The following is a 23,929-nucleotide window of genomic DNA, read 5'->3' on the forward strand; positions in this document are numbered from 1 at the left end:
GATTAGAGCGCTATGGTAAAAGTTCGCGAAGATTACTTGCTGACCAGTGACGGCGAGGTGGATATTGACCGCTGGGTGCGACAGATTGAGTCGCTAACCCAGGTCGAGGATGCCTTCGAGTTGCGCCGTGCCTGTGAAAAAGCGGAACGCATCGATCAGCAAGCGGTGCGGGAGGACCGCCTGTGGGCACCGGGCGCCAGCAGTTTCAGAACCGGTCTGGAGATGGCGCAGGTGCTCGCGGAACTGCGGCTTGACCAGGCCAGTCTGATCGCCGCCATACTTTACCGCTCGGTGCGCGAAGAGCGCGTGCCGCTGACGGAGATTCATGCGGAATTCGGCGACGAAGTGGCCCGCCTGATTGGCGGGGTGCTGCAAATGGCCGCCATTTCGACCCTGCATCACCCGTTTCAGGGCAGTGTGCTGGGTCAGAGTGAAGGCCAGTTGGACAATGTGCGCAAGATGCTGGTCACCATGATTGATGACGTGCGGGTAGCGCTGATCAAACTGGCGGAGCGCACCTGCGCCATTCGGGCGGTGAAGAATGTGCCGGCGGACAAACGCATGCGCGTCGCCAAGGAAGTGTTCGACATCTATGCGCCCCTGGCCCACCGGCTGGGCATCGGCCACATCAAATGGGAGCTGGAGGATCTGTCGTTCCGTTATCTGCACGAGTCTGCGTACAAGAAGATTGCCCGCCTGATCGATGAAAAACGGCTGGACCGGGAAAGTTACATTCGCCGGGTTCTGGAGTCTTTGACCGAAGAACTGGAACAGGCCGGTATCAGCGGCGAAGTGTCCGGACGCGCCAAACACATTTACAGCATCTGGCGCAAAATGCGCAAAAAGAATATCGATTTTTCTGAAGTCTACGACATCCGCGCGGTGCGGATTCTGGTGCCCGAGCTGCGTGACTGTTACAGCGCGCTGGGCATTGTGCATGGCCTGTGGCCCCACATCCCCAACGAGTTCGACGACTACATCGCCAGCCCCAAGGAAAATGGGTACCAGTCGCTGCACACCGCCGTGGTGGGGCCGGAAGGCAAGGTCATGGAGGTGCAGATCCGCACCCATAAGATGCACGAAGAAGCCGAGTTGGGGGTGTGTTCCCACTGGATCTACAAGGGCACCGACAAGGGTAACCGCTCCACCGGCTACGATGCCAAAATCAATTGGCTGCGCCAGGTGCTGGAGTGGCAGGAAGACCTGGGCGACCTGTCGGGGCTGGACGACCAGCGCAAGTCGGAAATCATTGCCGACCGGGTGTACGTGTTCACGCCGGAAGGGCATGTGGTGGATCTGCCCCAGGGGGCCACACCCGTGGATTTTGCGTATCGGGTGCATACCGAGGTGGGGCATGCCTGTCGAGGCGCCCGGGTAAATGGCCGCATTGTGCCTTTGACCTACACCTTGAAAACCGGTGATCAGGTGTTCGTACTGACCACCAACAAACCGGCTCCCAGTCGCGACTGGTTGAACCCGAGTCTCGGGTATATCCATTCGGCCCGCACCCGGAACAAGGTTGCCCAGTGGTTCAAACTGCAGGACCGTGACCGCAACGTTGCCGATGGCCGGGCGATTCTGGAGGATGAACTCAAGCGCCTGTCACTGCATGGTGTGGCCATGGGCAAGCTGGCGCGCAAGGTCAATTTCGAGTCCGCTGACGACATGTATGCCGCCATCGGCGCCGGCGATCTGCGGCCCACGCAGGTGATCAATCACGCCCAGCAGTTGCTGGAGCCGGAGGACGCCCGGCAACCACTCAAACTGGTGAGCAAGCGCGACAAACCCTACGACACCGAGTCGGACATCCAGATCCAGGGAGTGGGCAAGCTGAAAACCCAGGTGGCCAAGTGTTGCAAACCCTTGCCGGGGGATGCCATCGGTGGTTACATCACCGTGGGACGCGGCGTGACCGTGCACCGTCAGGACTGCATCACCTTTCTCAATCTGGAAGATGTCGAGCCCAATCGCATCATTGAGGTGAGCTGGGGGGGGAAACCGGAATCTGTGTACCCGGTGGACATCGAGATCGAGGCCTACGACCGCTCCGGGTTGCTGCGGGACATCACCCAGGTCCTGACCAACTCCAAAAGCAATGTGCTGGCACTGAACACCCTGACCAACAAGGACGACAACATCGCCACCATTGTGGTGACCGTGGAAATCAGCAGTCTGGAACAACTGGCGCGGTTGCTGGCGCACATTCGTAACCTGTCCAACATACTGGACGTCAGACGGAAACGAGGATGACTTATTCCCTTGAGCAGTTGAAGTACCTGATGGCGCGTCTGCGCAATCCCGACACCGGCTGTCCCTGGGATCTCCAACAGACCTTCCACAGCATCGCACCGCACACCCTGGAAGAGGCCTACGAGGTTGCCGATGCCATTGCCCGGGAAGATTACCCCCATCTGGAGGAAGAACTGGGGGATCTGCTGTTTCAGGTGGTTTTTTACGGTGAGTTGGGGCGCGAACAGGGGCATTTTGATTTCGACAGCATAGTCGATCAGCTGGTGCGCAAACTTATCCGCCGCCACCCCCACGTGTTTCCTGCGGGCACCCTGGAGAGCGAGGTGGATGCCGGTCAGCGCCCCGATGAAGCAGAAATCAGGCAGAACTGGGAGCGGATCAAAGACCAGGAACGCCGGGCGGGCGACCGGGCCGGACACAGCGCTCCCCCCAGTCGTCTGGAGGGCATAGCCGCCAGCTTGCCAGCCATGACCCGCGCCGAAAAACTGCAGCGGCGGGCGGCGCAAGCCGGGTTTGACTGGCCCGATGTGGGGCCGGTATTCGACAAGCTGCATGAAGAAACCGAAGAGCTGAAACAGGCGCTGACCGAAGCCGGCCGCGATCCGGCCAAGCAGGAGGCGGTGGAAGATGAACTGGGCGACTTGTTGTTCGTCTGCGTCAACCTGGCGCGGTTCATGAACGTGAACCCCGAACAGGCGCTGCAGCGGACCAACCGCAAGTTTGAAGCCAGATTCCGCGCCATCGAACAACGACTGGCGGCGGAGGGCCGCACCATGGAAGAAGAACCCCTGGAGGCCCTGGATCGCATTTGGCAAGCTGTGAAGGGTGTGGAAAACAGCTAGTGCAGGACCTGTGCGTCAACCATTGATAAGGTGTGATTTGTGACTGAACTTCATCCGGAACTCAGAGATAACGTACGCTTGCTTGGCGAGTTGCTGGGGCAGAGCATCTTGCAGCACCCCGGGCGGGACTGCTTTGATCTGATTGAACAGATCCGTGCCGCCGCCAAAGCGGACCGCCTGCAGGAAAGTGGTTCCGGGCAGCGTCTGGTGACCCTGTTGAGCAACCTCAGGGATGAGGAACTGTTGCCGGTGACCCGGGCCTTCAACCAGTTTCTCAATCTGGCCAACCTGGCCGAGCAATACCACGGCATCCGCCGGAAAAAAGGACACACCTCGGATTTGATGGTGGAGTCCTTCGAAGAGGTTTTTGCGCGGCTGATTGCCGATGGGGTCACGCCACAGGAATTGCACCGCCGGGTGACCGGGTTGCGGGTCGAGTTCGTGCTGACCGCGCACCCGACCGAAGTAGCCCGGCGTACGCTGATCATGAAATACGACGAGATGACCGCCTGTCTTGAGGCACTGGATCACGAGGATCTGCTGCCGGCGGAACGGGACGAAATCGTCACCCGCCTGGGCCGCCTGATTGCCGAGGCCTGGCATACCGATGAAATCAGACACGACCGGCCGACCGCGGTGGATGAAGCCAAGTGGGGCTTTGCGGTTATTGAAAACAGTCTGTGGCAGGCGTTGCCCCAGTTTTTGCGCAGTCTCGACCGGTCGTTGCTGGAGATCACCGGTGAGGGGTTACCGGTAGACGCCACCCCCATTCATATCGCCTCCTGGATGGGAGGAGACCGGGACGGCAACCCGAATGTCACCCACAAAGTCAGCCGCCGGGTGTTTTTGCTGGCCCGCTGGATGGCCGCGGACCTGTTCCTGCGGGACATTGTCAGCTTGCGGGCGGAACTGTCCATGTGGCAGGCCAACGACACCCTCAAGGCGCTCACCGGTGATAGCCGGGAGCCCTACCGGGAAGTGCTGGGGGGCTTGCGGGACCGGCTGCTGCGCACCCGGGAGTGGGCGGAGGCCTGTCTGAACGGTGACGTGGCCGACGAGACGGACATCCTGTTTGAAAACCACGATCTCACCGAGCCGTTGATGCTGTGTTACCAGTCTCTGCGGGACTGCGGACTGGAGTCACTGGCCAACGGACCTTTGCTGGACACCTTGCGTCGAGCCCACACCCTGGGGCTGTCACTGGTGCGTCTGGATATCCGTCAGGAGGCCTCCCGGCACGCTGAGGCGGTCGCCGAGATCACCCGCTACCTTGGGGTGGGCGATTACCTGAGCTGGAGTGAGGCGGAGCGTCAGGCGTTTCTGGTGCGCGAGCTGCAGGGGGTGCGTCCGCTGATACCGAAAAACTGGCAGCCGTCGGCGGCGGTGGCCGAGGTGCTGGCGACCTGTGAGGTGGTGGCCGGACAAACCCCGGAAGCCCTGGGTTCCTATGTGATCTCCATGGCCAGCCAACCCTCGGATGTGCTGAGTGTGATTCTGCTGCTGCGGGAAGCGGGGATGACTTTTCCGATGCGTGTGGTCCCATTGTTTGAAACTCTGGACGACCTCAGCGGGGCCCCGCAAAGCATGGCCGCGCTCTACGAGATCGACTGGTATCGCCAGTATTGCCGGGGCCAGCAGGAAGTGATGATCGGCTATTCGGACTCAGCCAAGGACGCGGGCCAGATGATGGCGGCCTGGGCCCAGTACAAGGCCCAGGAGCAACTGACCGACGTGGCCGGGCATCATGGCGTTCATCTTACCCTGTTCCACGGCCGTGGCGGCACGGTCGGGCGCGGGGGTGGTCCCGCCAACCGGGCGATCCTGTCGCAGCCGCCGGGGTCGGTCAATGGCAGTTTCCGGATCACCGAGCAGGGTGAAATGATTCGTTTCAAATTCGGGCTGCCGCGGCTGGCCGAGCAGAGTCTGACGCTGTACACGACCGCCGTGATCGAGGCCACTCTTGCGCCGCCACCGGCGCCGGAACCGGAATGGCGTGAGCTCATGGAGTGGATGAGTGAACAGTCGCTGCAGGCCTACCGCGGTGTGGTCCGGCATGACCCGGATTTTGTCCCTTACTTCCGTCAGGCCACCCCCGAGCAGGCACTGGGCAAGCTGGCACTGGGCAGTCGCCCGGCCCGCCGCAAGGCCGGCGGCGGCGTGGAAAGTCTGCGGGCGATCCCGTGGATTTTCGCGTGGACGCAAATGCGGCTGATGCTGCCCAGCTGGCTGGGCAGTGAGGTCGCACTCACCGCGGCGGCGGAATCCGGGCGCTTGCCGGTGTTACGGGAAATGATGGCGCGCTGGCCGTTTTTTACCACCTATGTGGACATGCTGGAAATGGTGCTGGCCAAGGCGGATCTGCGGATCGCCAAGTACTACGAACAAACCCTGGTGGACGAGGCCTTGCTGCCGTTGGGGGCCGACCTGCGGGCCCGTCTGGAACAGTGTGTCGGTCAGGTCAAACAGCTCAAACAGCTGGATAACCTGCTCGAGAGCGACCCGGTGTTTGCCCACTCCATGCGCGTGCGCAACCCGTATACCGACCCGCTGCATTACCTGCAGGCGGAGTTGCTGCGGCGGGACCGGGAGAGCGAACGCACCGGGGAGGTCACCGAAACCGTGGAGCGGGCGTTGAAAGTCACCATGGCGGGTATTGCTGCGGGCATGCGCAACACCGGTTAGCGCCCGGGGGCACTGGACAGCCGGTGCCCCGCTGGTACTATCTGGCAGGGTACCCGAAACGCCCACGCTCACCCCGCGCTCACTCTGGAGGCCGCATTGACCCAAGCTCCGCAACAACGATTAACCCTGGAAGATGTTGCTCAGCAGTTGCAGACGCTCTACCGGCTGCCGCCCATGCCCTCGCTGGCGTTACGACTCTTGCGATTGACCACCAACCCGAATGCGTCTGCCCGCGAGCTGGCGGAACTCATTGAGTGCGATCCCAGTCTGACCGCGCAGGTTATGCGCTACGCCCGCTCGGCGCTGTTCAATTACCCCGGACAGATTCAGTCGGTGCAGGACGCGGTTACCCGGGTGCTGGGGTTCGACCGGGTGGTCCATGTGGCTTTGGGTATTGCGTCGGTGCGCGCCTTTGAGTTGCCCCGCAACGGTGTGCTGGGGGTGGATCAGTTCTGGCGTCATTCGCTGTACTGTGCGTTCCTGTGTCAGCGTATTGCGCTGCTGTGCCGGCACGACCAGGGCCTGGCGTACCTGTGCGGCCTGTTGCACAATTTCGGGCTGCTGTTGATTGGCCACCTGTTTGCGGACGAGTATGAACAGCTTAGCCGACTGCGTGAGAGCAACCCGGAATTGAGCATGAGCGCTCTGGAGCAGCAGGTGTTTGGTGGGCAGGAAGATGCGGCGGTGCTGGCGGTAGGGCATGGCGCCATTGGCGGGGTGCTGCACCATCTGTGGCAGTTGCCGGGGGCGGTCGTCAAAGCGGCGGGGGTGCATCAGCAGCCAACTTATCGCGGTGACCACGAGCATTATGTCCTGATGGTGCAGCTCGCCAACGGGTTGTTGAAAGGCAAGGGGGTGGGGGACGAGTTCAATCCCGATAACCTGGAGGAACTGGCGCAGCGCCTGGGGCTCAATGCCGACCAGCTGGCACAGTTAAGTCATGACGTGGATGAGGTGGCGGAGGAACTTGATGATCTGGCCCGCTCCTTGTCGATCTGACTTTCTGCGTGACATTTGTCCCCCAAATATCGTATCTTGTGGGTCCTTTTCAGTGGGCATGGGACGAACGTCAGTTTTCTCCCCTGCCGGAGATTTCGTACAAGACCGGCCCTTCTTGCCTCGGGATTGTCCAGTAAGAAGCTGTCGCAAAGCACCACTGTTTTGCAACAGCTTTTTCTTTTCTAAATTGTAAGCGGGAGTTAAACGCTATGAGATTCATCATGTTAGGCGCGCCCGGCGCGGGCAAGGGGACCCAGGCCCAATTTATCACCGAGCGATTTGGTATCCCTCAGATATCCACCGGCGACATGTTGCGTGCGGCAGTCAAGGCGGGCACCGAGCTGGGGCTGCAGGTCAAGGAAGTGATGGCGACCGGAGGACTGGTATCCGACGACATCATCATTGCCCTGATCGAAGAGCGGGTCAAGCAACCCGATTGCGCTAACGGCTATCTGTTTGACGGATTTCCGCGCACCATTCCCCAGGCGGAAGCCTTGCGGGCCCAGGGCATCGCCATCGATTACGTGGTGGAAATTGCAGTTGACGACGAAGAAATTGTCAGCCGCCTGTCGGGTCGTCGGGTGCATGCCCCCAGTGGCCGCACCTACCATGAGCGTTACGATCCGCCCAAAGTGGCCGGTCGGGACGACGAAACCGGCGAGCCCCTGGTGCAGCGGGAAGACGACCAAGAAGCAACGGTGCGCAAGCGCCTGGAAATCTATCACAATCAGACCGCACCGTTGATCGATTATTACCAGAACCTGGCCAAAGAAGATCCGGCCTCGGCTCCGAAATACGTGCGCGTTGAGGGGGTGGGTTCGCTGGAGGATATCCGCAACCAGATCCTCGCAAAGCTGCAATAAGCGCGAGTGAGAGAAACCTTGAAGCTTCTGGCTCTGGATACTTCCTCCGAAGGCTGTTCCGCCGCACTGTCCGTGGATGGGGTGGTGAGCGAACGTTTTGAACTGGCGCCTCGTGGTCATACCCGGCTGCTGATGCCCATGGTACGCAGCCTGCTGGGTGAACACCGGCTGAGTCCGGCAGATCTGGACGTGCTGGCGTTTGCCGCCGGCCCCGGTTCTTTTACCGGGCTGCGCATCGCGACCGGCGTCATCCAGGGGCTGGCCTTTGGCCTCGAACTGCCGGTGGTGCCGGTCTCCTCGTTGGCAGTGGTCGCCGCCGAAGTGATGGACCGTCATAGCCTCGACGAGGGTGAGGGCGTGGCGGTGGCTTTCGATGCCCGCATGAGTGAAGTCTACTGGGGCTGTTTTGTCAGTCGCTCCGGACAGCCACACTCGTTGGACGACCAACGGGTGTGCGCGCCGGATCGGGTCAGCTTGCCCAGTGCCCCGGCGGCCCCGGCAAGATGGTGGGGCGCGGGTTCCGGCTGGCAGCTGCAGGAGCAGATGCCGGCCGCTGTCCGGGCCTGTATGACCGCCGTGGATTCCACCGTTACCCCCCGCGCACGTTATGTCGCCGGGCTTGCTGAAGTCGGCTACCACCGCGGCGACAGTGTGCCGGCCGCGCAAGCGCAACCGCTGTACCTCCGTGATACAGTGACCTGGAAAAAACTCCCCGGTCGCTGACCCACCCTTTGTTTTCGGAAGTTTTAACATGGATTTGTGGCACATTATCACTCTGGCCGTTATCCAGGGTGTGACCGAGTTTTTGCCCATCAGCAGCTCCGCCCATCTGATTCTGCCGTCGGTCTTGCTGGGCTGGGCTGATCAGGGGCTGGCGTTTGACGTCGCCGTGCATGTCGGCACCCTGACGGCGGTGGTCTGGTATTTCCGTCGTGATGTTATCCGCCTCGCCGTTGCCTGGAGCGCCGACACCGCCCGGCGCCGCATCGGTGCCGACAGCGCCCTGGCCTGGGCCATCATCGCGGCCACCATTCCCGCCGGGCTGGCCGGCCTGGTGTTCAACGATGTGATTGAAGCCCGATTGCGCTCGGGGCTGGTCATTGCCGCCTCCACCATCGGTTTTGGTCTGGTACTGTGGTGGTCGGATGCGGTGGGCCGTCAGCAGCGTGGCCTGCCCGCACTCACCCTGAGAGATGCGCTGATTATCGGCGTGGCCCAGGCACTGGCGTTGATACCCGGCACCTCGCGCTCCGGTATCACCATGACCGCGGCGTTGTTTTTGGGGTTTCGCCGTGAGGCCGCCGCGCGGTTCTCCTTCCTGTTGTCGATTCCGTTGATCGCCGCCGCCGGCTTACTGAAAACCCTGGAGCTGCTCGAGCGGGGCAATGGCGCCGACTGGTTTGCCATTGGGCTCGGCACCGCGCTGTCATTTGTCAGCGCGGTGGTCTGCATTCATTTCTTTCTGCGCTTTCTCGAGCGCCTCGGGCTGATGCCCTATGTGATCTACCGGTTGCTGTTGGGGGCACTGCTGCTTGTCATGCTATGGTGACAGGGTGGATAATTGAGCAATCGTGACCGCTTAGGTCCCAACAGACGCAGCCGGAAACTTCACCATGATCGGTCCTCTTAACCCGCGGGGCGCCTACCCGCTTCTGCCCGGCAAGGCACTCGCCGCAGAGCCTTCGGCTGCGGCCCGCCGGCCGGTTGATGGCCGGCAGCCGACGGAGGCCGCGACGCCGGCGTCCGAGCAGCCGGTGGTGCGCCGGGTTGCTGCCCGTCAGGCCGCTGATGCAACCCGTCTGGAGCGCTTTCGTGCGGACGAGCTGCCATTGCAGACGGTGCGGGCGCTGTCGGCGTTTGCCGGGGTGGCCGCCTTGGGTAAAGGCCATGAGCTTAATCTGGCCGGTATAGATATCCACGTCTGATGGCCAGTACTGCGTTGCCTCATCCTTCCGCCAGCTCTATCGAGTGGGCGTTCCCCGGGTTTACAGCCCCACCGGGGCTGGCCGTGGCCAGCAGCCCGCTGGGCGATGCCACCGCGGGCCGTGCGCTGGCCGAGGCTTTGGGTTGCCCCTATCTGGGGGTGGTGAAACCCGCCCGGGTGACCGGTTACGAGCTGCTGTTATTCGGTGACGAACACGGATTGGCCCTTCAGGTCACCGGCAAAGGCGCTCCCGGACCGGTCCGGGCCGAGTTTGCCACGGGCAAGGCCGGTTACCGGCTGGAACACGGTGGTGGCACCGGGCAGTTGGTGGCGCGGGCGGTGGGTTTGCGCAAGACCCGACACCCACTGCATGTGCTCGATGCCACCGCCGGGCTGGGGCAAGACGCGTTTGTGCTGGCCGGACTGGGCTGCCGGATGACCCTGTTTGAACGTTCCCCGGTGGTGTACGCCTTGCTGGCGGATGGGTTGGCCCGTGGCTGCCTGAGTGAGCTGGTGGCACCCGTTCTGGCACGGATGACGCTGATGCCCGGAAGCAGCATCGAGTGGCTGCAGCAAGCCGGTGCGAATGCGGCGGATGTGATCTATCTGGACCCGATGTTTCCACACCGGGACAAAGCCGCGCTGGTCAAAAAGGAAATGCAGGTATTCCGGCCGGTGGTGGGCGATGACGATGACGCCCCGCAATTGTTGCAAGCCGCGTTAGCGGTGGCGACCTACCGGGTGGTGGTCAAGCGGCCGCGCAAAGCTCCCGCCATTGCGGGACCGGAACCGGCGACCCGCATTGAGGGTAAAAGCAGCCGCTACGATATATACCCCCTGCGGGCGCTACCCCAATAGCAGCCCCCGCCGGCCTTCAGTCCTGGTCCTGCATGGTGACCTGCTGGATGGCCTGGCGTTTTTCCACGCTCAAGACCAGACGGGCGTCCTCGGCCACCTCATCCAGAGCTTCGGTGTAACACAACAGACCCTGTTCATCGGTGATCAGGACTTCGTTGGCCTGCAGATTGGCAATGAAGTTGCGGAACAGGCTCTTGTCGAAAAACTCCGGCGCATTCAGACCAAACAGAATCGACAGGCGCTCGGCCATCAGTGTGCTCTGGGCCTCGAGTTCGGCCGCGCTGATGTTTCCGGAGCCGTGTTTGCGCAGGATGGCGATCGCCATGTGGTAGCGCTCCAGCGTCTGAATGATAAAGCGTGACAGGAAGCGGAGCTGCAACATGGCCTGGGTGCCTTCTTCAGGACGGCAGACCCGTTCGCCATCGGCCCGCAACAGGCCTTGCTCGACAAGGGCGTCAATCCACTGGTCAAGCACCGGGGCCACGTCTTCGGTGGGGTAAGGCAAAAACAATTCTGACTTGATGTACGGATAGACCACACTGGCGAGCGCGATCAGTTTGCTGCGGTGCAGAGCGGTATTGCTCTCGAACAGGCAGGCGAGCAGGGACGGCAGCGCAAACAGGTGCTGAATGTTGTTGCGGTAATAGGTCATCAGGGTGGCGTTCACCCCTTGCAGCCCGACGATGTCGCCCAGCGCCTGGGGGTGACGACTGACCAGCCCCATGTTCTCGCAATACCTCAGCCATTCATGCCCCTCGCCTTGCGGCCAGGTTACCGTGTGCGCAAAAGGACACGCACGCAACAAAGTTGCAAAGGTATCCATCAGCCGGATCAGCTGGCGCTCATCCATGGCCAGCCGGTCGGTGGTCAGCAGCACCGTGGCGACCATGCCAATCGGGTTGACTGCCACCGCGGCGTTAATGTGTGTGGCGACCTGAGTCGCCAGCCGCGTGACGGCACCGTTCAGCCAGGGTGGCCGGTAATCGTGACTGTAGGTCTCGGTACGCCAGCCCGGGCGATAGTCATCGAGCACGGCGGACAGGTGAATGGCATCGCCGAAGTTGACCGCGACGCGCCCGAAGGTGTTGTTGAGTTTGCGCGCCGTTCTGGCAAGTCCGACAATGCTTTCCTTTTGCTTCTTTTTGCCCCGCAGCTCACCCAGATAAGAACGGCCTTCCATCACTTTTTCATAGCCGATGTACACGGGGACAAACACGATGGGTTTGCGGTTATCACGCAGGAAGCTGCGCACCGTCATCGACAGCATACCGGGGCGCGGTTGCAGCATGCGCCCGGTGCGACTGCGGCCCCCCTCCACGAAGTACTCCATGGAGTAGCCGCGGGAAAACATCACATGCATGTATTCATTGAACACCGTGCCATACAGGGGGTTGTCCCTGAAACTGCGGCGCATGAAAAACGCCCCGCCGCGACGCAGAATGGGGCCCACCAGTGGCATGTTCAGATTGATGCCGGCGGCAATGTGGGGTGGCATCAGCCCGTTTTTGTAGAGCACATAGGACAGCAGCAGGTAGTCGACGTGGGACCGGTGGCAGGGTACATAGACCACCGCATTGTCCTGGGCGACGTCCTTTACCACCTGGATGTTGTTGACGGCCACGCCGTTGTAGATCCTGTTCCACAGCCAGGTCAACAGCACCTCCATAATGCGAATGGTGACCACCGACATGTTGGCGGCTATCTCATTAGCGTATTTGCGCGCCTTGGTCCTGGCGACCTCCGGGGGCAGGCCATCCCTGCGCACGGCTTCCTGGATCGCCTCTTTGACGGCGGGGCTGCGCACCAGTTCATCGACCAGCGTGCGACGGTGGGACAGGTCCGGCCCCAGCACGGCCTGACGAACCCGGCGAAAATGGGTGCGCAGGACCCGCGCCAGTTTACGAGTGGCGCGTTCCTCACTGTCCGCGTATTCCTCGACCACCTGCTGCAGGGAAACCGGCTCGTTGAACTGAACGTAGGTGTTGCGCCCGTGTACCAGAATAATCAGCAACTTCTGCAAGCGGCCGGCGACCGCCCAGGTGTCCGACAACAACAGTTTGAACAGGGACTTTTCTTTGTCGGGAGAGCGGCCCCAAAACAGTGAAACCGGTACAATCTGCACATCCTGATCCGGATGGCGGCAGTTGGACTGCACCAACTGCCTCACCTGGGGCATCAGAACCAGGGGCTTACGGCGGCGCAGCAGGCCGCCGCTGCGCTGGTACAAAAAGAAGAACGAACGGGAGGGTCCCCCGCTGATGGCCAGAGGGGCCTCCGCCCGCGGCAGGCCGGCACGGCGTACTTCCTGTTCCAGCACCAGGCGGTTGGACAGGGAGCTGTAATGCAGCACATAGCAAACAGGTTTGTCCGGGTCCAGGCCAAGGGCTTCGACGGTGGCACCGCTGACATCTGTCCTGACCCAAAAAAACAGGATTTTGCGCAAAAATGTCAGGATCAGGCTGCGAAGGCCCGGGAAAAGTCGCATAGATCGTCGCTCCGTTTGCACCGTTCGAGGCGCCAAGTTTACTGACTTGTCATCCTGGCGCAAAGCCAAAGAAAGTGGCAAGCCGTGATACATTAGCGGTTATCAGCATGAGGGTTATGAAAAATGACGCATTGGCAGGCGGGCTGGTCCCGGCAGGCACCCACACCGCAGGACAAAGTGGTGGGCGTGGCAGGTACCGAAATCATCAAGCCCCCGGCTGGCTGGTTGCTCGATCTGCCCGAGGCGCGGAGCATGCAGGCCGACCGGGATGAACCCGTGTACGTGGGGCGTCAGCAGGGCAGGGAGGTGTATGTGATGGAATTGGACCCGGCGCGGGTAGGGCAGGGTTATCGCCGGGTCACTCTCAGGGAAGCCCTGCTGGGTTCGCCGCAGGCGCCAGCAGAGATGTTGAGCATGGCGTTTCAGGTCAAACAGTGGCGCCTGGACAACCGTTATTGTGGTCGGTGTGGCGAACCGACCGGAGAACACCCGCTGGAGCGGGCCCGCTGGTGCGAGCGCTGCCAGATTCCTTGGTATCCGCGGCTCGCACCCTGTGTGATTGTAGTGATTCGCAAAGGCGAACAGGTGCTACTGGCGCGCTCCTCCCGTGCCACCAGCGGTTATTACAGTTTGATTGCCGGGTTTGTCGAGCCTGGCGAAACCGTCGAGGCGGCGGTGGCCCGGGAAGTGCGGGAGGAGACCGGGTTCGAGGTGACCAACATCCGGTATCACAGTTCGCAGCCCTGGCCCTTCCCCCACCAGCTGATGCTGGGTTTTTTTGCCGATTATGCCGGGGGTGACATGGTGCTGCAGGCCGACGAACTGGCGGATGCCGGCTGGTTTTATCCCGGCGAACGACCGCCAATCCCGCCGGCCACCACGATTTCCGGGGCGCTGATTCGCGCGATGGAAGCGGAGATTCGCGGGTGACGAAGCCAGCCGGGTCCCGGGCGGAGCAGCACCGCCCCCGAGTGTTGATGTTTGATTCCGGAGTGGGTGGCCTGAGCATCACCACCTGCATTCATGACATGATCCCGACGGCCGGCCTGGGGTACCTTGCCGACAATGCCTGTTTCCCCTACGGGGATCAGCCCGAGCCGGTGGTGGTTGGCCGCTGTGTGCAGCTGATTACGGCGGCTCTGGAGGTGTTTCCGGCGGATGTGGTGGTGGTGGCTTGCAATACCGCCAGCACGGTGACCCTGCCGGCCCTGCGGGCGGCCTTGCGGGTGCCGGTGGTCGGGGTCGTGCCAGCGATCAAACCCGCTGCCGCAGTCTCCGGCAATCGTCGCATTGGCCTTCTGGCGACCCCGGCCACCATTCGTCGCCCCTATCTGGATCAGCTGATTGCCGAGTTCGCCGCGGATTGCACCGTGGTGCGGGTCGGGCACGGGGCTCTGGTGCAATGGATCGAAGCCTGGGTGGCGGGCCAGCCGTTGCCCCTGGACGACCTCGCCCGGGTCCTGGCGCCGCTGGCCCGGGCCGAGGTGGATACGGTGGTGTTAGGGTGCACCCATTATCCGCTGATTCGGGAAACGCTGCAGAGCGCGCTGCCCGGGGTCGCGCATTGGGTGGATTCGGGCGCGGCCATCGCCCGGCGCACGGTACATCTGTTGCAGGCGACCGCGGCCGACTGGCCCAGCGGGGAGCCGGCGATGGGCGGAGCCTACCCCCTGGAAGTCGCGTTGTTTACCGGCAGCGCACCTCCTCAGATCGAGCACTACCTGGCCAGTATCGGCTTGCCGTCCGAGAGGCTGGTGCCCCATTGGCACGGCAATAACTGAGCCCGCACTTACCCCCCGCATCCGGGCGCTGGACACCCACTCTGGCGGCTTAAATAACTGGGCCCGAACCCGGCGGAGGCTCTATAGTTTAACAATGAGCACGGGGGGGGGCCAAAGTTTGGTTTGACCGTCCGCCGAATCGCAGTCTATCTGGTTGTAGTAAATAGAACGACAATCTACGGCAACGAGGGGATACCAATGACTGATCACTCTGTCTTTCCGGTGAACGCGGACTTTGCCCGCAAGGCCCATATTACCCGAGAACAATACGACACCATGTACGAACAGTCGCTGCGTGACCCGGAAGCTTTCTGGGGCGAGCACGGCAAACGGATCGACTGGATAACGCCGTACAGCAAGGTGAAAAACACCTCTTTCGATGCCGCAGATCCGCGCATCAAGTGGTATGAGGACGGCCAGCTGAACGTGTCCGCCAACTGTCTGGACCGGCATCTGCCAACCCGCGGTGACCAGACCGCGATCATCTTTGAGGGGGATGACCCCTCGGAGTCCCGGCACGTCAGTTACCGCGAATTGCATGCCGAGACCTGTAAGTTCGCCAATGTGTTGAAAACGTTGGGCGTCGGTAAAGGCGATGTGGTCACCATTTACATGCCGATGATCGTCGAGACCGCTGTCGTCATGCTGGCGTGTACCCGTATCGGTGCCATACATTCGGTGGTGTTTGGCGGTTTTTCCCCGGAAGCGCTCAGATCGAGAATCGACAATGGCAATTCCCGCTTTGTGGTCACCGCGGATGAAGGTCTGCGGGGCGGGCGCCGCGTGCCGTTGAAGAAAAATGTCGATCAGGCGCTCAGCCGCGGCGATACCAGCAGCGTGGAGAAGGTCATCGTGGTGGCCCGCACCGGTGCCGATGTGCAATGGCAGCAGGGCCGGGACCAGCGTTATGAAGAGTTGATGCAGGACGCCGAAGCCGACTGTCCGGCTGAAACCATGAACGCCGAAGACCCGTTGTTCATGCTGTACACGTCCGGTTCAACCGGCGCACCCAAAGGGGTGTTGCACACCACCGGAGGATATCTGGTGTACGTGGCCATGACCCACGAATACGTGTTCGACTATCATCCGGGCGATGTGTATTGGTGCACCGCGGACTTTGGCTGGGTAACGGGGCACAGTTACATCCTGTATGGCCCGCTGGCCAACGGCGCCACCACCCTGTTGTTTGAAGGGGTACCCAATTACCCCGACAGCTCTCGCCTTTCGCAAGTCATTGACAAGCATTCGGTCAATATCCTGTATACGGCGCCGACGGCGATCCGTGCGCTGAAAGCAGAAGGCGCGGCCAGTACCGCCGGCACCACCCGCAAGAGTCTGCGGCTGCTGGGCTCGGTCGGCGAGCCGATCAACCCGGAAGCCTGGCAGTGGTACCACAAGCATATCGGCAACGGTCAGTGCCCCATTGTCGATACCTGGTGGCAAACCGAAACCGGAGGTATATTGATATCCCCGCTGCCGGGTGCGTTCGATCTGAAACCCGGTTCGGCGACGCTGCCGTTTTTCGGCATCAAGGCCGGACTGGTGGACGCGGAGGGGCAACTGCTGGACGGGGTGGCCGAAGGCAATCTGGTGATTGTGGACAGCTGGCCCGGGCAGATGCGCACCATCTATGGCGACCATCAACGCTTCGCCCAGACCTATTTCAGTACCTACCCGGGGATGTACTTCACCGGGGACGGGGCCCGCCGGGATGAGGACGGCTACTACTGGATCACCGGGCGCGTGGACGACGTGCTCAATGTGTCCGGTCACCGGATGGGGACCGCCGAGGTGGAAAGCGCCCTGGTGGCCCACGCCAAGGTGGCGGAAGCCGCAGTGGTGGGATACCCCCACGATATCAAGGGCCAGGGCATCTATGTGTACATCACCCTTAACCACGGGGTGGAACCGTCTGACGAACTCAAGCAGGAACTGACCCGGTGGATACGGCAGGAAATAGGCCCCATTGCTGCGCCGGATGTGATCCAGTGGGCGAATGATCTGCCCAAAACGCGATCCGGCAAGATTATGCGGCGGATTTTGCGTAAAATTGCCACCAATGAGCATGATCAGCTGGGCGACACCTCTACACTCGCGGATCCGAGTGTGGTGGACGACCTGATCAGCCATCGTGCGTTCAAGTAGCTCCAGGCCAGAGGCCGGTAACTGTCGAGGAAAGGTTTGAATGACCCAACAAATTATCATCGCTGATGATCACCCGCTGTTTCGTGCGGCACTGAAACAGGCAGTGAGTGAGGCCGTGCCCGGTGCGGAGACCGTAGAGGTGGAAAGCATCAAGGCATTGCAGACGGCGGTGGACGCTCATCCGGATGCGGATCTGGTGCTGCTGGATCTCAACATGCCGGGAGCACACGGCTACTCGGGCTTGGTGTTTATGCGCGGCCAGTACCCCGGGTTGCCGGTGGTGGTGGTGTCAGGATCAGAAGAACTGCAGGTGATGCGGCGTTCCATTGATTATGGCGCGTCCGGATTTATCCCCAAGTCAGCGCCGCTGCCAACCATCACCCAGGCCATCCGCGAGGTATTGGAGGGTGATGTGTGGTTGCCGGAGGGGGTCGCTGAAAAGATCGAGCGGATGCAAGGGGACACCACCGACTTCTCCGAGAAGCTGGCGTCGCTGACCCCGCAGCAGTTCCGCGTTTTGGGTATGCTGGCGGAGGGGTTGCTCAACAAGCAGATTGCCTACGACCTGGATGTATCCGAGGCAACCATCAAAGCCCACATTACGGCGGTGTTCCGTAAGCTGGGGGTGCGCAACCGGACCCAGGCCGTGATCGCCATTCAGCAAATGGAAATTGACCCGGCGGACACGTCCTTGTCGGGCGGTTGATTGCCAGGCCTCAAAAGCAGGGGACGTCTGGACCGCGGGCAAATTTGCCGCCGGTTAATCGGCGGTCACAAACTCGAGCCGTCCGGGGGCGACGCGGATATCCATCGGCACCAGACCGAACAATTTCTGCCTGATATCGCTCTCGTCCAGACGGTACACCGGCACATTCTCCAGCAACTGGGCCAGCGCGCGCATCACGCTATCGGTGACGGGTGTGAGATCCTGGTTGAACAGAGTGGACTCCACACGGCTGTCGAGTAATTGCAGGCGCCGGATATAAACCGCTTTTTCCTGACTGTCATACACCGGTGCGCCTTCCATTTTGAGGAATACATCCACCGGGAGTTTGGTCATCAGCAGATTCATGGCGACCTGACCGGACAAATCGATGACCGCCACGTCCCGGCCGTCGGGCCCCAGGGTGATGTCCGCATGCCTCAGAGTGAGACTCAGCGGAGAACCGGCTTTGAGCTGGGCCTGGTCCATATCGGCGACCGTTCGCTGCAGGTGCTTTTCCAGCGTTTGTTCACTGATGGAATAGGGTGAGAAGCTGGCACAGCCACTGACGGTCACAACGGTCAGCAGCAAGGGTAGCAACAGTCGCAGCATGCGGATTCTCCATGAAGGTACGGCTCGGTCCCGCAGGGTTGAAGGGGCGCGCACCCGCCCAAGTATGGACGAATGGCGCTTATTTGTCAGCGGGTTTCCTCACGGGTTTTCCGGCTCGGCGGTCACCGTAAGCGCGCCGGTCGCGTCGAACACCGCATGAATGACGATGGGCTGGCAGCAGACCTGGCAGTCTTCGACGTAGGTCTGGTCGGGCACCGAAGGGTCGACACTGATGTGCAGCGTCTCCCAGCAATACGGGCACTGAATGCTGGCCGGCTCCAAAGCGGACATGGGCGCTCCTAAATCGATTGTTTGGCCATCCAGGGAATGATGCGCTCAAAGGCCGCTCGCAGCTTCTCGCCGGGGGTTGAAAAACTGATGCGCAGGGCATTGGCGGTATCTTCGCCGAAGGCATCCCCGGGCACCACACACACACCGGTTTCTTTCAGCATTCGCAGTGCCAGATCGGAACCGTCGACGTGCTTGGGCAGATTGGGAAACGAGTAGAAAGCACCGCCGGGCTTGTAGCCACTGAGGTGCGGGGTCTGGTCGATGAGCTCCATCGTCAGGTCGCGCCGCTCACGGTAGGTGTTGACCATCGCGGTGACGCACTCCCTGCTGCCGGTCAGGGCCGCCACACCGGCAAACTGCGCCGGCGTATTGGCCACCGAGGTCGTGAACATGTGCAGGCGGCGCAGGGACTTGATCGCAGCCTGGCTCGAAATCACCCAGCCTACCCGTAACCCTGCCATGCTGTAGGTTTTGGAAAAACTGCTGATGCACATGATGTTGTCGAGATCCACCGCGCAACTCAGCACGCTGGCGTATTCTTCATCGTCAAACACCAGGTGGTCGTAAACTTCGTCGCTGTAAACCTGGATGCCCCGGTAGGCGCACTCTTCCACGATGGTTTCAATGGTGCTGCGCGGGTACACCGCCCCGGTCGGGTTGTTGGGGGAATTCAGCACCACCGCGAAGGTCCGCTGTCCCATGGCTCTGATCACATCATCCGGGTCAAGTTGATGGTTGTTCTCCGCATAGGTTGGTACGTACTTGACCTCGCCGCCGTTCATGCGGATCAGCGGGGCGTACAACAAAAACGAGGGGTCGGCGACGATAAACTGGCGACCTGGCGCTGAGGTGGAGGACAGCGCCAGGTACATGGCTTCCGTGGCGCCGTTGGTTACCAGGATGTTGTCGCGGGTGAGCTTGCGGTTGTAGCGTTTGCCGTAATAATCCCGCAGCGCGACCAGAAGTTCGGGCAGGCCGGCGTCCATGGTGTAGCCGGTCTGGCCGGCCTTGAGAGCCTCCACGTAGGCGTTGATCACGTGGGGCGGGGTGGGCAGATCCGGCTGGCCGATGGACAGGTGAATGACGTCTTTCATGGTGGCGGCCATGTTCACCATGCGGCGAATGCCCGGTACCGGGATGGCCTGCATGGATGGATGCCAGAGGATTTTATTCCTGCGATATTTGATTTTTCGGGGTGTTTCCGTTCTGACTTCCCGCTCTGCGTCGTACATAGCCCATCTCCCTGCCGGAATCCTGAGAATGCCTTCAAGCGCACTGCTATCATGCAGCCTAGTAACGAATGTGCCCAGGTACAAGGTTAAAAAGAACAGTGGCTTAGCGGGATCAGCCGGGATCGTGTGGGGGGCGCCTTCGGTTGACCCTGCCGTCCTCAGGGACCAGACTGTCAGGCAAATCCGACCCGCGCCCGAGGAGCCCCCATGAATCACAAACCTGACACCGTTGTCACTGTACTGACCGCCTCCGCAGGCACCGAACCGCCCGGTATGGAGGCGCTCAAGTCACGGGCGGAGGTGCGCTTTGCGAGTGATGAGCCGAGCCTGCGGGCTGCGTTGCCCGGCACCGATGTGCTGCTGGTCACCGATTTCCGCACCGATGCCCTGGCCGCCGCCTGGGAGGCCGCGGACAGCCTGCAATGGGTGCACGCCGCCAGTGCCGGCGTTGACCGGCTGATGTTTCCGGCGTTGGTCAATGGTCCGGTGACCGTCTCTAACGCCCGCGGAATCTTTGATCACGCCATTGCCGAGTATGTGTTGTGCACCGTGCTGATGTTCGCCAAGGATTTCCCGCGCTCCATCCGCCTGCAGTTGGAGCAGCGCTGGCAGCACCGCACCACCGAGCGGGTTGACGGCAAACGGGTCCTGGTGGTCGGCGCCGGCTCCATCGGTCGTCAGATCGCCCGGCTGCTGGCGGCCGTGGGCATGGAGGTGCACGGTATTGCGCGCCGGGCCAGGGAACAGGACCCGGATTTTGTCGCCGTGCACGGCAACGACGAACTCCATGGCGAGCTCGGCCGTGCCGATTACGTGGTGATCGCCGCCCCGCTGACCCCCCAGACCCGGGGCCTGTTTGACCGCGCAGCCTTCACGGTCATGCGCAGCAGCGCCCGACTGATCAATATCGGCCGTGGCCCGATTGTCGATACGGACGCTCTGGTGCAGGCCCTGCGTGCAGGGGAGATCGCCGGTGCGGGACTGGACGTGTTCGAACAGGAACCACTGCCCGCCGCGCATCCGCTGTGGGGTATGGACAACGTCATCATGACCGCCCACATGGCCGGGGATGTGGTCGGTTGGGAGCAGGCGTTGATCGACCAGTTTGTGGACAATCTCGATGGCTGGCTGGCGGGCAAGGCGATCGCCAACCAGGTGGACAAGAAACTCGGCTACGCCGGTTGAGCGGGCCGTTCCGGTGCGGGTTGTGACGCCCGCACCGGAACCCTGCCGGGTCGCCGTCCAGCTCAGGCGGTGGCCCGCAAAGCCTCTTCGAATATACCCAGGGCGGTGTCAATCTGCTCGGCGCTGACAATCAGCGGGGGTAACCAGCGCACGATTTCCTGATAGGGACCGCAGCGCAACATCAGCAGGCCGCGGTCTTCACAGGCTTTCAGGATGTTGCCGGCGCGCTCCCCGTCCGGGTTGCCGTCGCGCCGCATTTCCACACCAATCATCAGGCCCTGACCGCGGACGTCGTCCATCTCCGGGTAGTCTTGCTGCAGCGCCTCCAGTCCCGCGCGCAACCGCTCACCCATGGTCCGCGCATTGGCCACCAGCCCTTCTTCCTGAATCACCTCAATGGTGGCGATGGCGGCTGCGGCAGCGACGGCGTTACCCCCGTAGGTGCCGCCCTGGGAGCCGGGCCACCCCTTGGCCATGGTGGCTTCCGAGGCCGCCAGCGCGGAGATCGGGAAGCCGCTGGCCAGGCCCTTGGCAATCATGATGGCATCCGGCTGCACCCCGAAGTGTTCGTGGGCCCAGAACTTGCCACTGCGGCCAAAGCCGGCCTGCACTTCGTCGAACACCAGCAGCATACCGTGCCGGTCGGCACGATCCCGCAGACCTTGCATAAAGCGAGCGTTGGCGGGCACGTAGCCGCCTTCACCCTGCACCGGTTCGATCAGCAAAGCGGCGGTTTCTCTGGGGGCGGAGTATGTGGCAAAAATCCGGTCCAGTTCCCGCAGACAGAAGTCGGTGGTCTGGGTTTCGTTCCAGCCGTAGTGATGGGCATGGGGAAAGGGGGCGACCACCACACCGCCCATCATCGGGCTGACGCCCGCGCGCAGGGCGACACTGGAAGTGGTGAGTGACAGGGATCCCATGGTCCGGCCATGGAAACCACCATGGAACACGATGATGTTGGGCCGTCCGGTGACCTGCCTGACCAGGCGGATGGCCGCTTCTGCCACCTCGGTGCCGGCGTTGGAGAAAAAGAATGCATCCAGAGGTGCCGGGGTGAGTTCCCCCAGTTTGGCGGCGAGTTCAGGCAGCCGCGGGTTCATCACCGTGGTGGCCTGCGCGTGGATCATGGTGCCGACCTGTTGTTGCGCCGCGGCCACCACTTTGGGGTGGCAGTGGCCGGTACTGGTGACGCCAATGCCGGAGGTGAAGTCCAGATAACGCCGGCCATCCGATGCGTAAATGTAGGCCCCTTCACCCCGCTCGGCGGTGATACCGGTGGCCTGTTTCAGCAGCGGTGATAACTTGCCTTTCTGGCTGGTCATGGTGTAGCTCCCGTGTTGATCAAGATCGGCCGTACCCGCACTCCGGTGCGGGCGCGGCGTTGGTCGTTATGGGGTTTGCCGGAGGCGCTCACAGATGGCGTCGCCAATGGTGTCGGTCGGACGCGGTGTTGCCGGTGCGCCGGCAAGATCGGCGGCCACCGCATCCGCCAGACGCTCGCCCGCGTGGGCGCAGGCGGGGTCGGTGCGGCCCAGCCAGGTCAGCAGGCGGGCGGTGGTCAACAGCATCGCGGTTGGATCGGCACGTTGTTGACCGGCAATGTCCGGTGCACTGCCGTGGGTGGGTTCAAACATCGACGGCATGCCGGGGTCGTCCGGATTCAAATTGCATGAGGGGGCCACCCCCATGCCGCCGGACAGCACCGCCGCCAGGTCAGTGAGAATGTCTCCCTGCAGGTTACTGGCAACCACCACGTCAAAGATCCAGGGGCACTGCACGAATTTCATGCAGGCGGCATCGACCAGTTCGTGGTGAGTGGCAACATCCGGGTAGTCTTGCGCGACCTCCGCGAATACCTCGGTATACAGGTCGCCCCAGTAGCGCAACGCGTTGCGTTTGGTGACCAGGCACACCTGGCTGCTGCAGGAGGCACCGGACAGGGTGGTAAAACTGCGCCCCTCCCCCCGACGGCTGCGGGCGGTGGCGCGCAGGCGGGCCTGTTCGAAGCCGTAACGGATGATCCGTTCCGCCCCCCGGCGGGTAAACACCTCCATCTGGGTCGCCACTTCGTCGGCCGTGCCCTGGCGCAACCGGCCGCCCTGGCCGACGTACTCGCCCTCACTGTTCTCCCGGATCACCAGCATGTCGACCTCGCTGGCGCGGGGATCGGCAAGGTACCGGCGGGCACCGGGCAACAGGCGCGCAGGGCGTTCGCACACCCACTGATCGAAGCCTTTGCGGATTTGCAGTAAAGGGGCCAGTGAGACACTGTCCGGCAGCAGATAGCGTTCCAGGTCGGTGATCGGCCCCGGGTCGCCCAAGGCTCCGAGCAGGATGGCATCGAACTTTTTCAACCGGGCAAGGGCGTCGGCCGGCATGGACTCGCCGTGCTGCTCGTGCCAGGCGTGGGAGGGCCAGGGAAGCTCGTTCCAGCGGATGTCGAGTTGGTGTTGTCGGGTCAGCAAGTCGAGGCAGCGAAGGGCGACAGCAATGACTTCCGGGCCTATGCCGTCACCGGGAATCACTGCGATCCGGTTTGCCTGGGACATGTACAGCTCCTTAGCAGTGGGTGGGGCTTGGTGTTCAGTGTAGTCGGCAACGCCGCTTGCGCCAGCCACAGGACATTTACCCGGTCCGCCAACCTGTCTATAGTGACGGTGTGGCCATTACTTCTGGAGTGAATACAAAGTGATATACCGAATCGTGACCCTGGTTGGCGGCATCGTATTTGTTGCGGTTCTGTTTGGTTTGCTGTGGCTGTTCTGCAAAAGCTTCCTGAGCCGCCACGGTGTGGTCGAGCACTTGTCCGATCGGGCCATGGTGCTCGCAACCTGGACCTTTGCCGGTGTCAGTGTGGGTTTGGTCTTTGCGGTCGCCGGGGCCTTTCTGCTCGGGCCCTGGGCTTTCTATCGTGCCCTCCAGGGGCACGATGTGGACATCTCGGATGGCGCGGCCATCTGGTGGGGACTGGCGATTGTGGTCGCGGCGCTGGGCTTGACCGGGGCGGGCTTTGTCGGGTTCCTGTTTGCGGTCGGGGCTCTCTGAGCTGCCCCCGGGCCGTACGCAGCACGCCCCTT

General features: G+C 62.0%; 21 protein-coding genes. 15 read left to right on the forward strand and 6 right to left on the reverse strand.

Translation table 11 applies throughout. The features are described 5' to 3' along the window. The first annotated feature begins 12 nt into the window (after positions 1-12). The 9 genes from relA to BG841_RS10940 all read left to right on the forward strand — a co-directional run bounded on the left by relA (position 13) and on the right by BG841_RS10940 (position 10,418). Positions 13-2,250: a GTP diphosphokinase gene (gene relA, locus BG841_RS10900; protein ID WP_070057683.1), complete on the forward strand. Its 2,238-nt coding sequence runs from the start codon at positions 13-15 to the stop codon at positions 2,248-2,250. Further along, positions 2,247-3,092, forward strand: coding sequence for a nucleoside triphosphate pyrophosphohydrolase (gene mazG / locus BG841_RS10905; protein ID WP_070057684.1), 846 nt, complete (start codon positions 2,247-2,249; stop codon positions 3,090-3,092). The genes relA and mazG overlap by 4 nt, the downstream gene beginning before the upstream one ends. A 39-nt stretch (positions 3,093-3,131) precedes the next feature. Next, positions 3,132-5,774: a phosphoenolpyruvate carboxylase gene (gene ppc / locus BG841_RS10910; protein ID WP_074454337.1), complete on the forward strand. Its 2,643-nt coding sequence runs from the start codon at positions 3,132-3,134 to the stop codon at positions 5,772-5,774. Positions 5,775-5,870: 96 nt separating this feature from the next. Further along, on the forward strand, positions 5,871-6,773 hold the full coding sequence (locus BG841_RS10915) for an HDOD domain-containing protein (protein ID WP_228141642.1): 903 nt from the start codon (positions 5,871-5,873) through the stop codon (positions 6,771-6,773). Positions 6,774-6,982: 209 nt separating this feature from the next. Then, on the forward strand, positions 6,983-7,636 hold the full coding sequence (gene adk / locus BG841_RS10920; protein ID WP_070057686.1) for an adenylate kinase: 654 nt from the start codon (positions 6,983-6,985) through the stop codon (positions 7,634-7,636). An 18-nt stretch (positions 7,637-7,654) separates the two neighbouring features. Next, positions 7,655-8,359, forward strand: a complete 705-nt coding sequence (tsaB, locus tag BG841_RS10925) for a tRNA (adenosine(37)-N6)-threonylcarbamoyltransferase complex dimerization subunit type 1 TsaB (RefSeq protein ID WP_070057687.1) — start codon at positions 7,655-7,657, stop codon at positions 8,357-8,359. Positions 8,360-8,387: 28 nt separating this feature from the next. Continuing rightward, positions 8,388-9,185, forward strand: a complete 798-nt coding sequence (locus BG841_RS10930; RefSeq protein WP_070057688.1) for an undecaprenyl-diphosphate phosphatase — start codon at positions 8,388-8,390, stop codon at positions 9,183-9,185. Positions 9,186-9,249: 64 nt separating this feature from the next. Next, positions 9,250-9,561, forward strand: a complete 312-nt coding sequence (locus tag BG841_RS10935) for a hypothetical protein (protein ID WP_070057689.1) — start codon at positions 9,250-9,252, stop codon at positions 9,559-9,561. After that, complete coding sequence (locus tag BG841_RS10940; protein WP_083260246.1) at positions 9,561-10,418, forward strand: class I SAM-dependent methyltransferase; 858 nt, start codon at positions 9,561-9,563, stop codon at positions 10,416-10,418. The genes BG841_RS10935 and BG841_RS10940 overlap by 1 nt, the downstream gene beginning before the upstream one ends. Before the next feature lie 16 nt (positions 10,419-10,434). On the opposite strand, the gene plsB is transcribed toward BG841_RS10940, so the two are convergent. Beyond that, positions 10,435-12,903, reverse strand: a complete 2,469-nt coding sequence (gene plsB, locus BG841_RS10945; RefSeq protein WP_070057690.1) for a glycerol-3-phosphate 1-O-acyltransferase PlsB — start codon at positions 12,901-12,903, stop codon at positions 10,435-10,437. A 123-nt stretch (positions 12,904-13,026) separates the two neighbouring features. Here plsB and nudC point away from each other — a divergent pair, with 123 nt between their 5' ends. The 4 genes from nudC (at position 13,027) to BG841_RS10965 (ending at position 17,535) form a co-directional block, all read left to right on the forward strand. After that, positions 13,027-13,833, forward strand: a complete 807-nt coding sequence (nudC, locus tag BG841_RS10950) for an NAD(+) diphosphatase (RefSeq protein WP_070057691.1) — start codon at positions 13,027-13,029, stop codon at positions 13,831-13,833. After that, positions 13,830-14,684 (forward strand): glutamate racemase, encoded by an 855-nt coding sequence (gene murI, locus BG841_RS10955; RefSeq protein WP_416202617.1) that lies wholly within the window; start codon positions 13,830-13,832, stop codon positions 14,682-14,684. The genes nudC and murI overlap by 4 nt, the downstream gene beginning before the upstream one ends. 198 nt (positions 14,685-14,882) lie before the next feature. Beyond that, entirely contained in the window at positions 14,883-16,829 is a 1,947-nt protein-coding gene (gene acs / locus BG841_RS10960) for an acetate--CoA ligase (protein WP_070057692.1), read from the forward strand. A 40-nt stretch (positions 16,830-16,869) separates the two neighbouring features. Next, complete coding sequence (locus tag BG841_RS10965) at positions 16,870-17,535, forward strand: response regulator transcription factor (protein ID WP_070057693.1); 666 nt, start codon at positions 16,870-16,872, stop codon at positions 17,533-17,535. Positions 17,536-17,589: 54 nt separating this feature from the next. Here the strand turns inward: BG841_RS10965 and BG841_RS10970 are convergent, their stop codons facing one another. From BG841_RS10970 to BG841_RS10980, 3 genes are all read right to left on the reverse strand, one after another. Next, positions 17,590-18,144, reverse strand: a complete 555-nt coding sequence (locus BG841_RS10970) for a DUF1439 domain-containing protein (protein ID WP_070057694.1) — start codon at positions 18,142-18,144, stop codon at positions 17,590-17,592. Between the two features lie 99 nt (positions 18,145-18,243). Beyond that, on the reverse strand, positions 18,244-18,435 hold the full coding sequence (locus tag BG841_RS10975) for a CPXCG motif-containing cysteine-rich protein (RefSeq protein ID WP_070057695.1): 192 nt from the start codon (positions 18,433-18,435) through the stop codon (positions 18,244-18,246). 8 nt (positions 18,436-18,443) lie between these two features. Next, the gene (locus tag BG841_RS10980; protein ID WP_070057696.1) at positions 18,444-19,667 is read right to left on the reverse strand and encodes a pyridoxal phosphate-dependent aminotransferase; all 1,224 of its coding nucleotides are present in this window, start codon (positions 19,665-19,667) and stop codon (positions 18,444-18,446) included. Between the two features lie 207 nt (positions 19,668-19,874). Here BG841_RS10980 and BG841_RS10985 point away from each other — a divergent pair, with 207 nt between their 5' ends. Next, positions 19,875-20,852, forward strand: coding sequence for a D-2-hydroxyacid dehydrogenase (locus BG841_RS10985; protein ID WP_070057697.1), 978 nt, complete (start codon positions 19,875-19,877; stop codon positions 20,850-20,852). Between the two features lie 62 nt (positions 20,853-20,914). On the opposite strand, the gene BG841_RS10990 is transcribed toward BG841_RS10985, so the two are convergent. Beyond that, positions 20,915-22,174: an aspartate aminotransferase family protein gene (locus BG841_RS10990; protein WP_070057698.1), complete on the reverse strand. Its 1,260-nt coding sequence runs from the start codon at positions 22,172-22,174 to the stop codon at positions 20,915-20,917. Positions 22,175-22,240: 66 nt separating this feature from the next. Beyond that, complete coding sequence (locus BG841_RS10995; RefSeq protein WP_070057699.1) at positions 22,241-23,401, reverse strand: isocitrate/isopropylmalate dehydrogenase family protein; 1,161 nt, start codon at positions 23,399-23,401, stop codon at positions 22,241-22,243. A 139-nt stretch (positions 23,402-23,540) separates the two neighbouring features. On the opposite strand from BG841_RS10995, the gene BG841_RS11000 reads away from it, so the two are divergent. Next, the gene (locus BG841_RS11000; protein WP_070057700.1) at positions 23,541-23,897 is read left to right on the forward strand and encodes a hypothetical protein; all 357 of its coding nucleotides are present in this window, start codon (positions 23,541-23,543) and stop codon (positions 23,895-23,897) included. Positions 23,898-23,929: the final 32 nt, after the last annotated feature.

Origin of the sequence: Marinobacter sp. X15-166B, from assembly GCF_001752365.1 — a bacterium.
In the GTDB taxonomy this organism is placed as follows: domain Bacteria; phylum Pseudomonadota; class Gammaproteobacteria; order Pseudomonadales; family Oleiphilaceae; genus Marinobacter.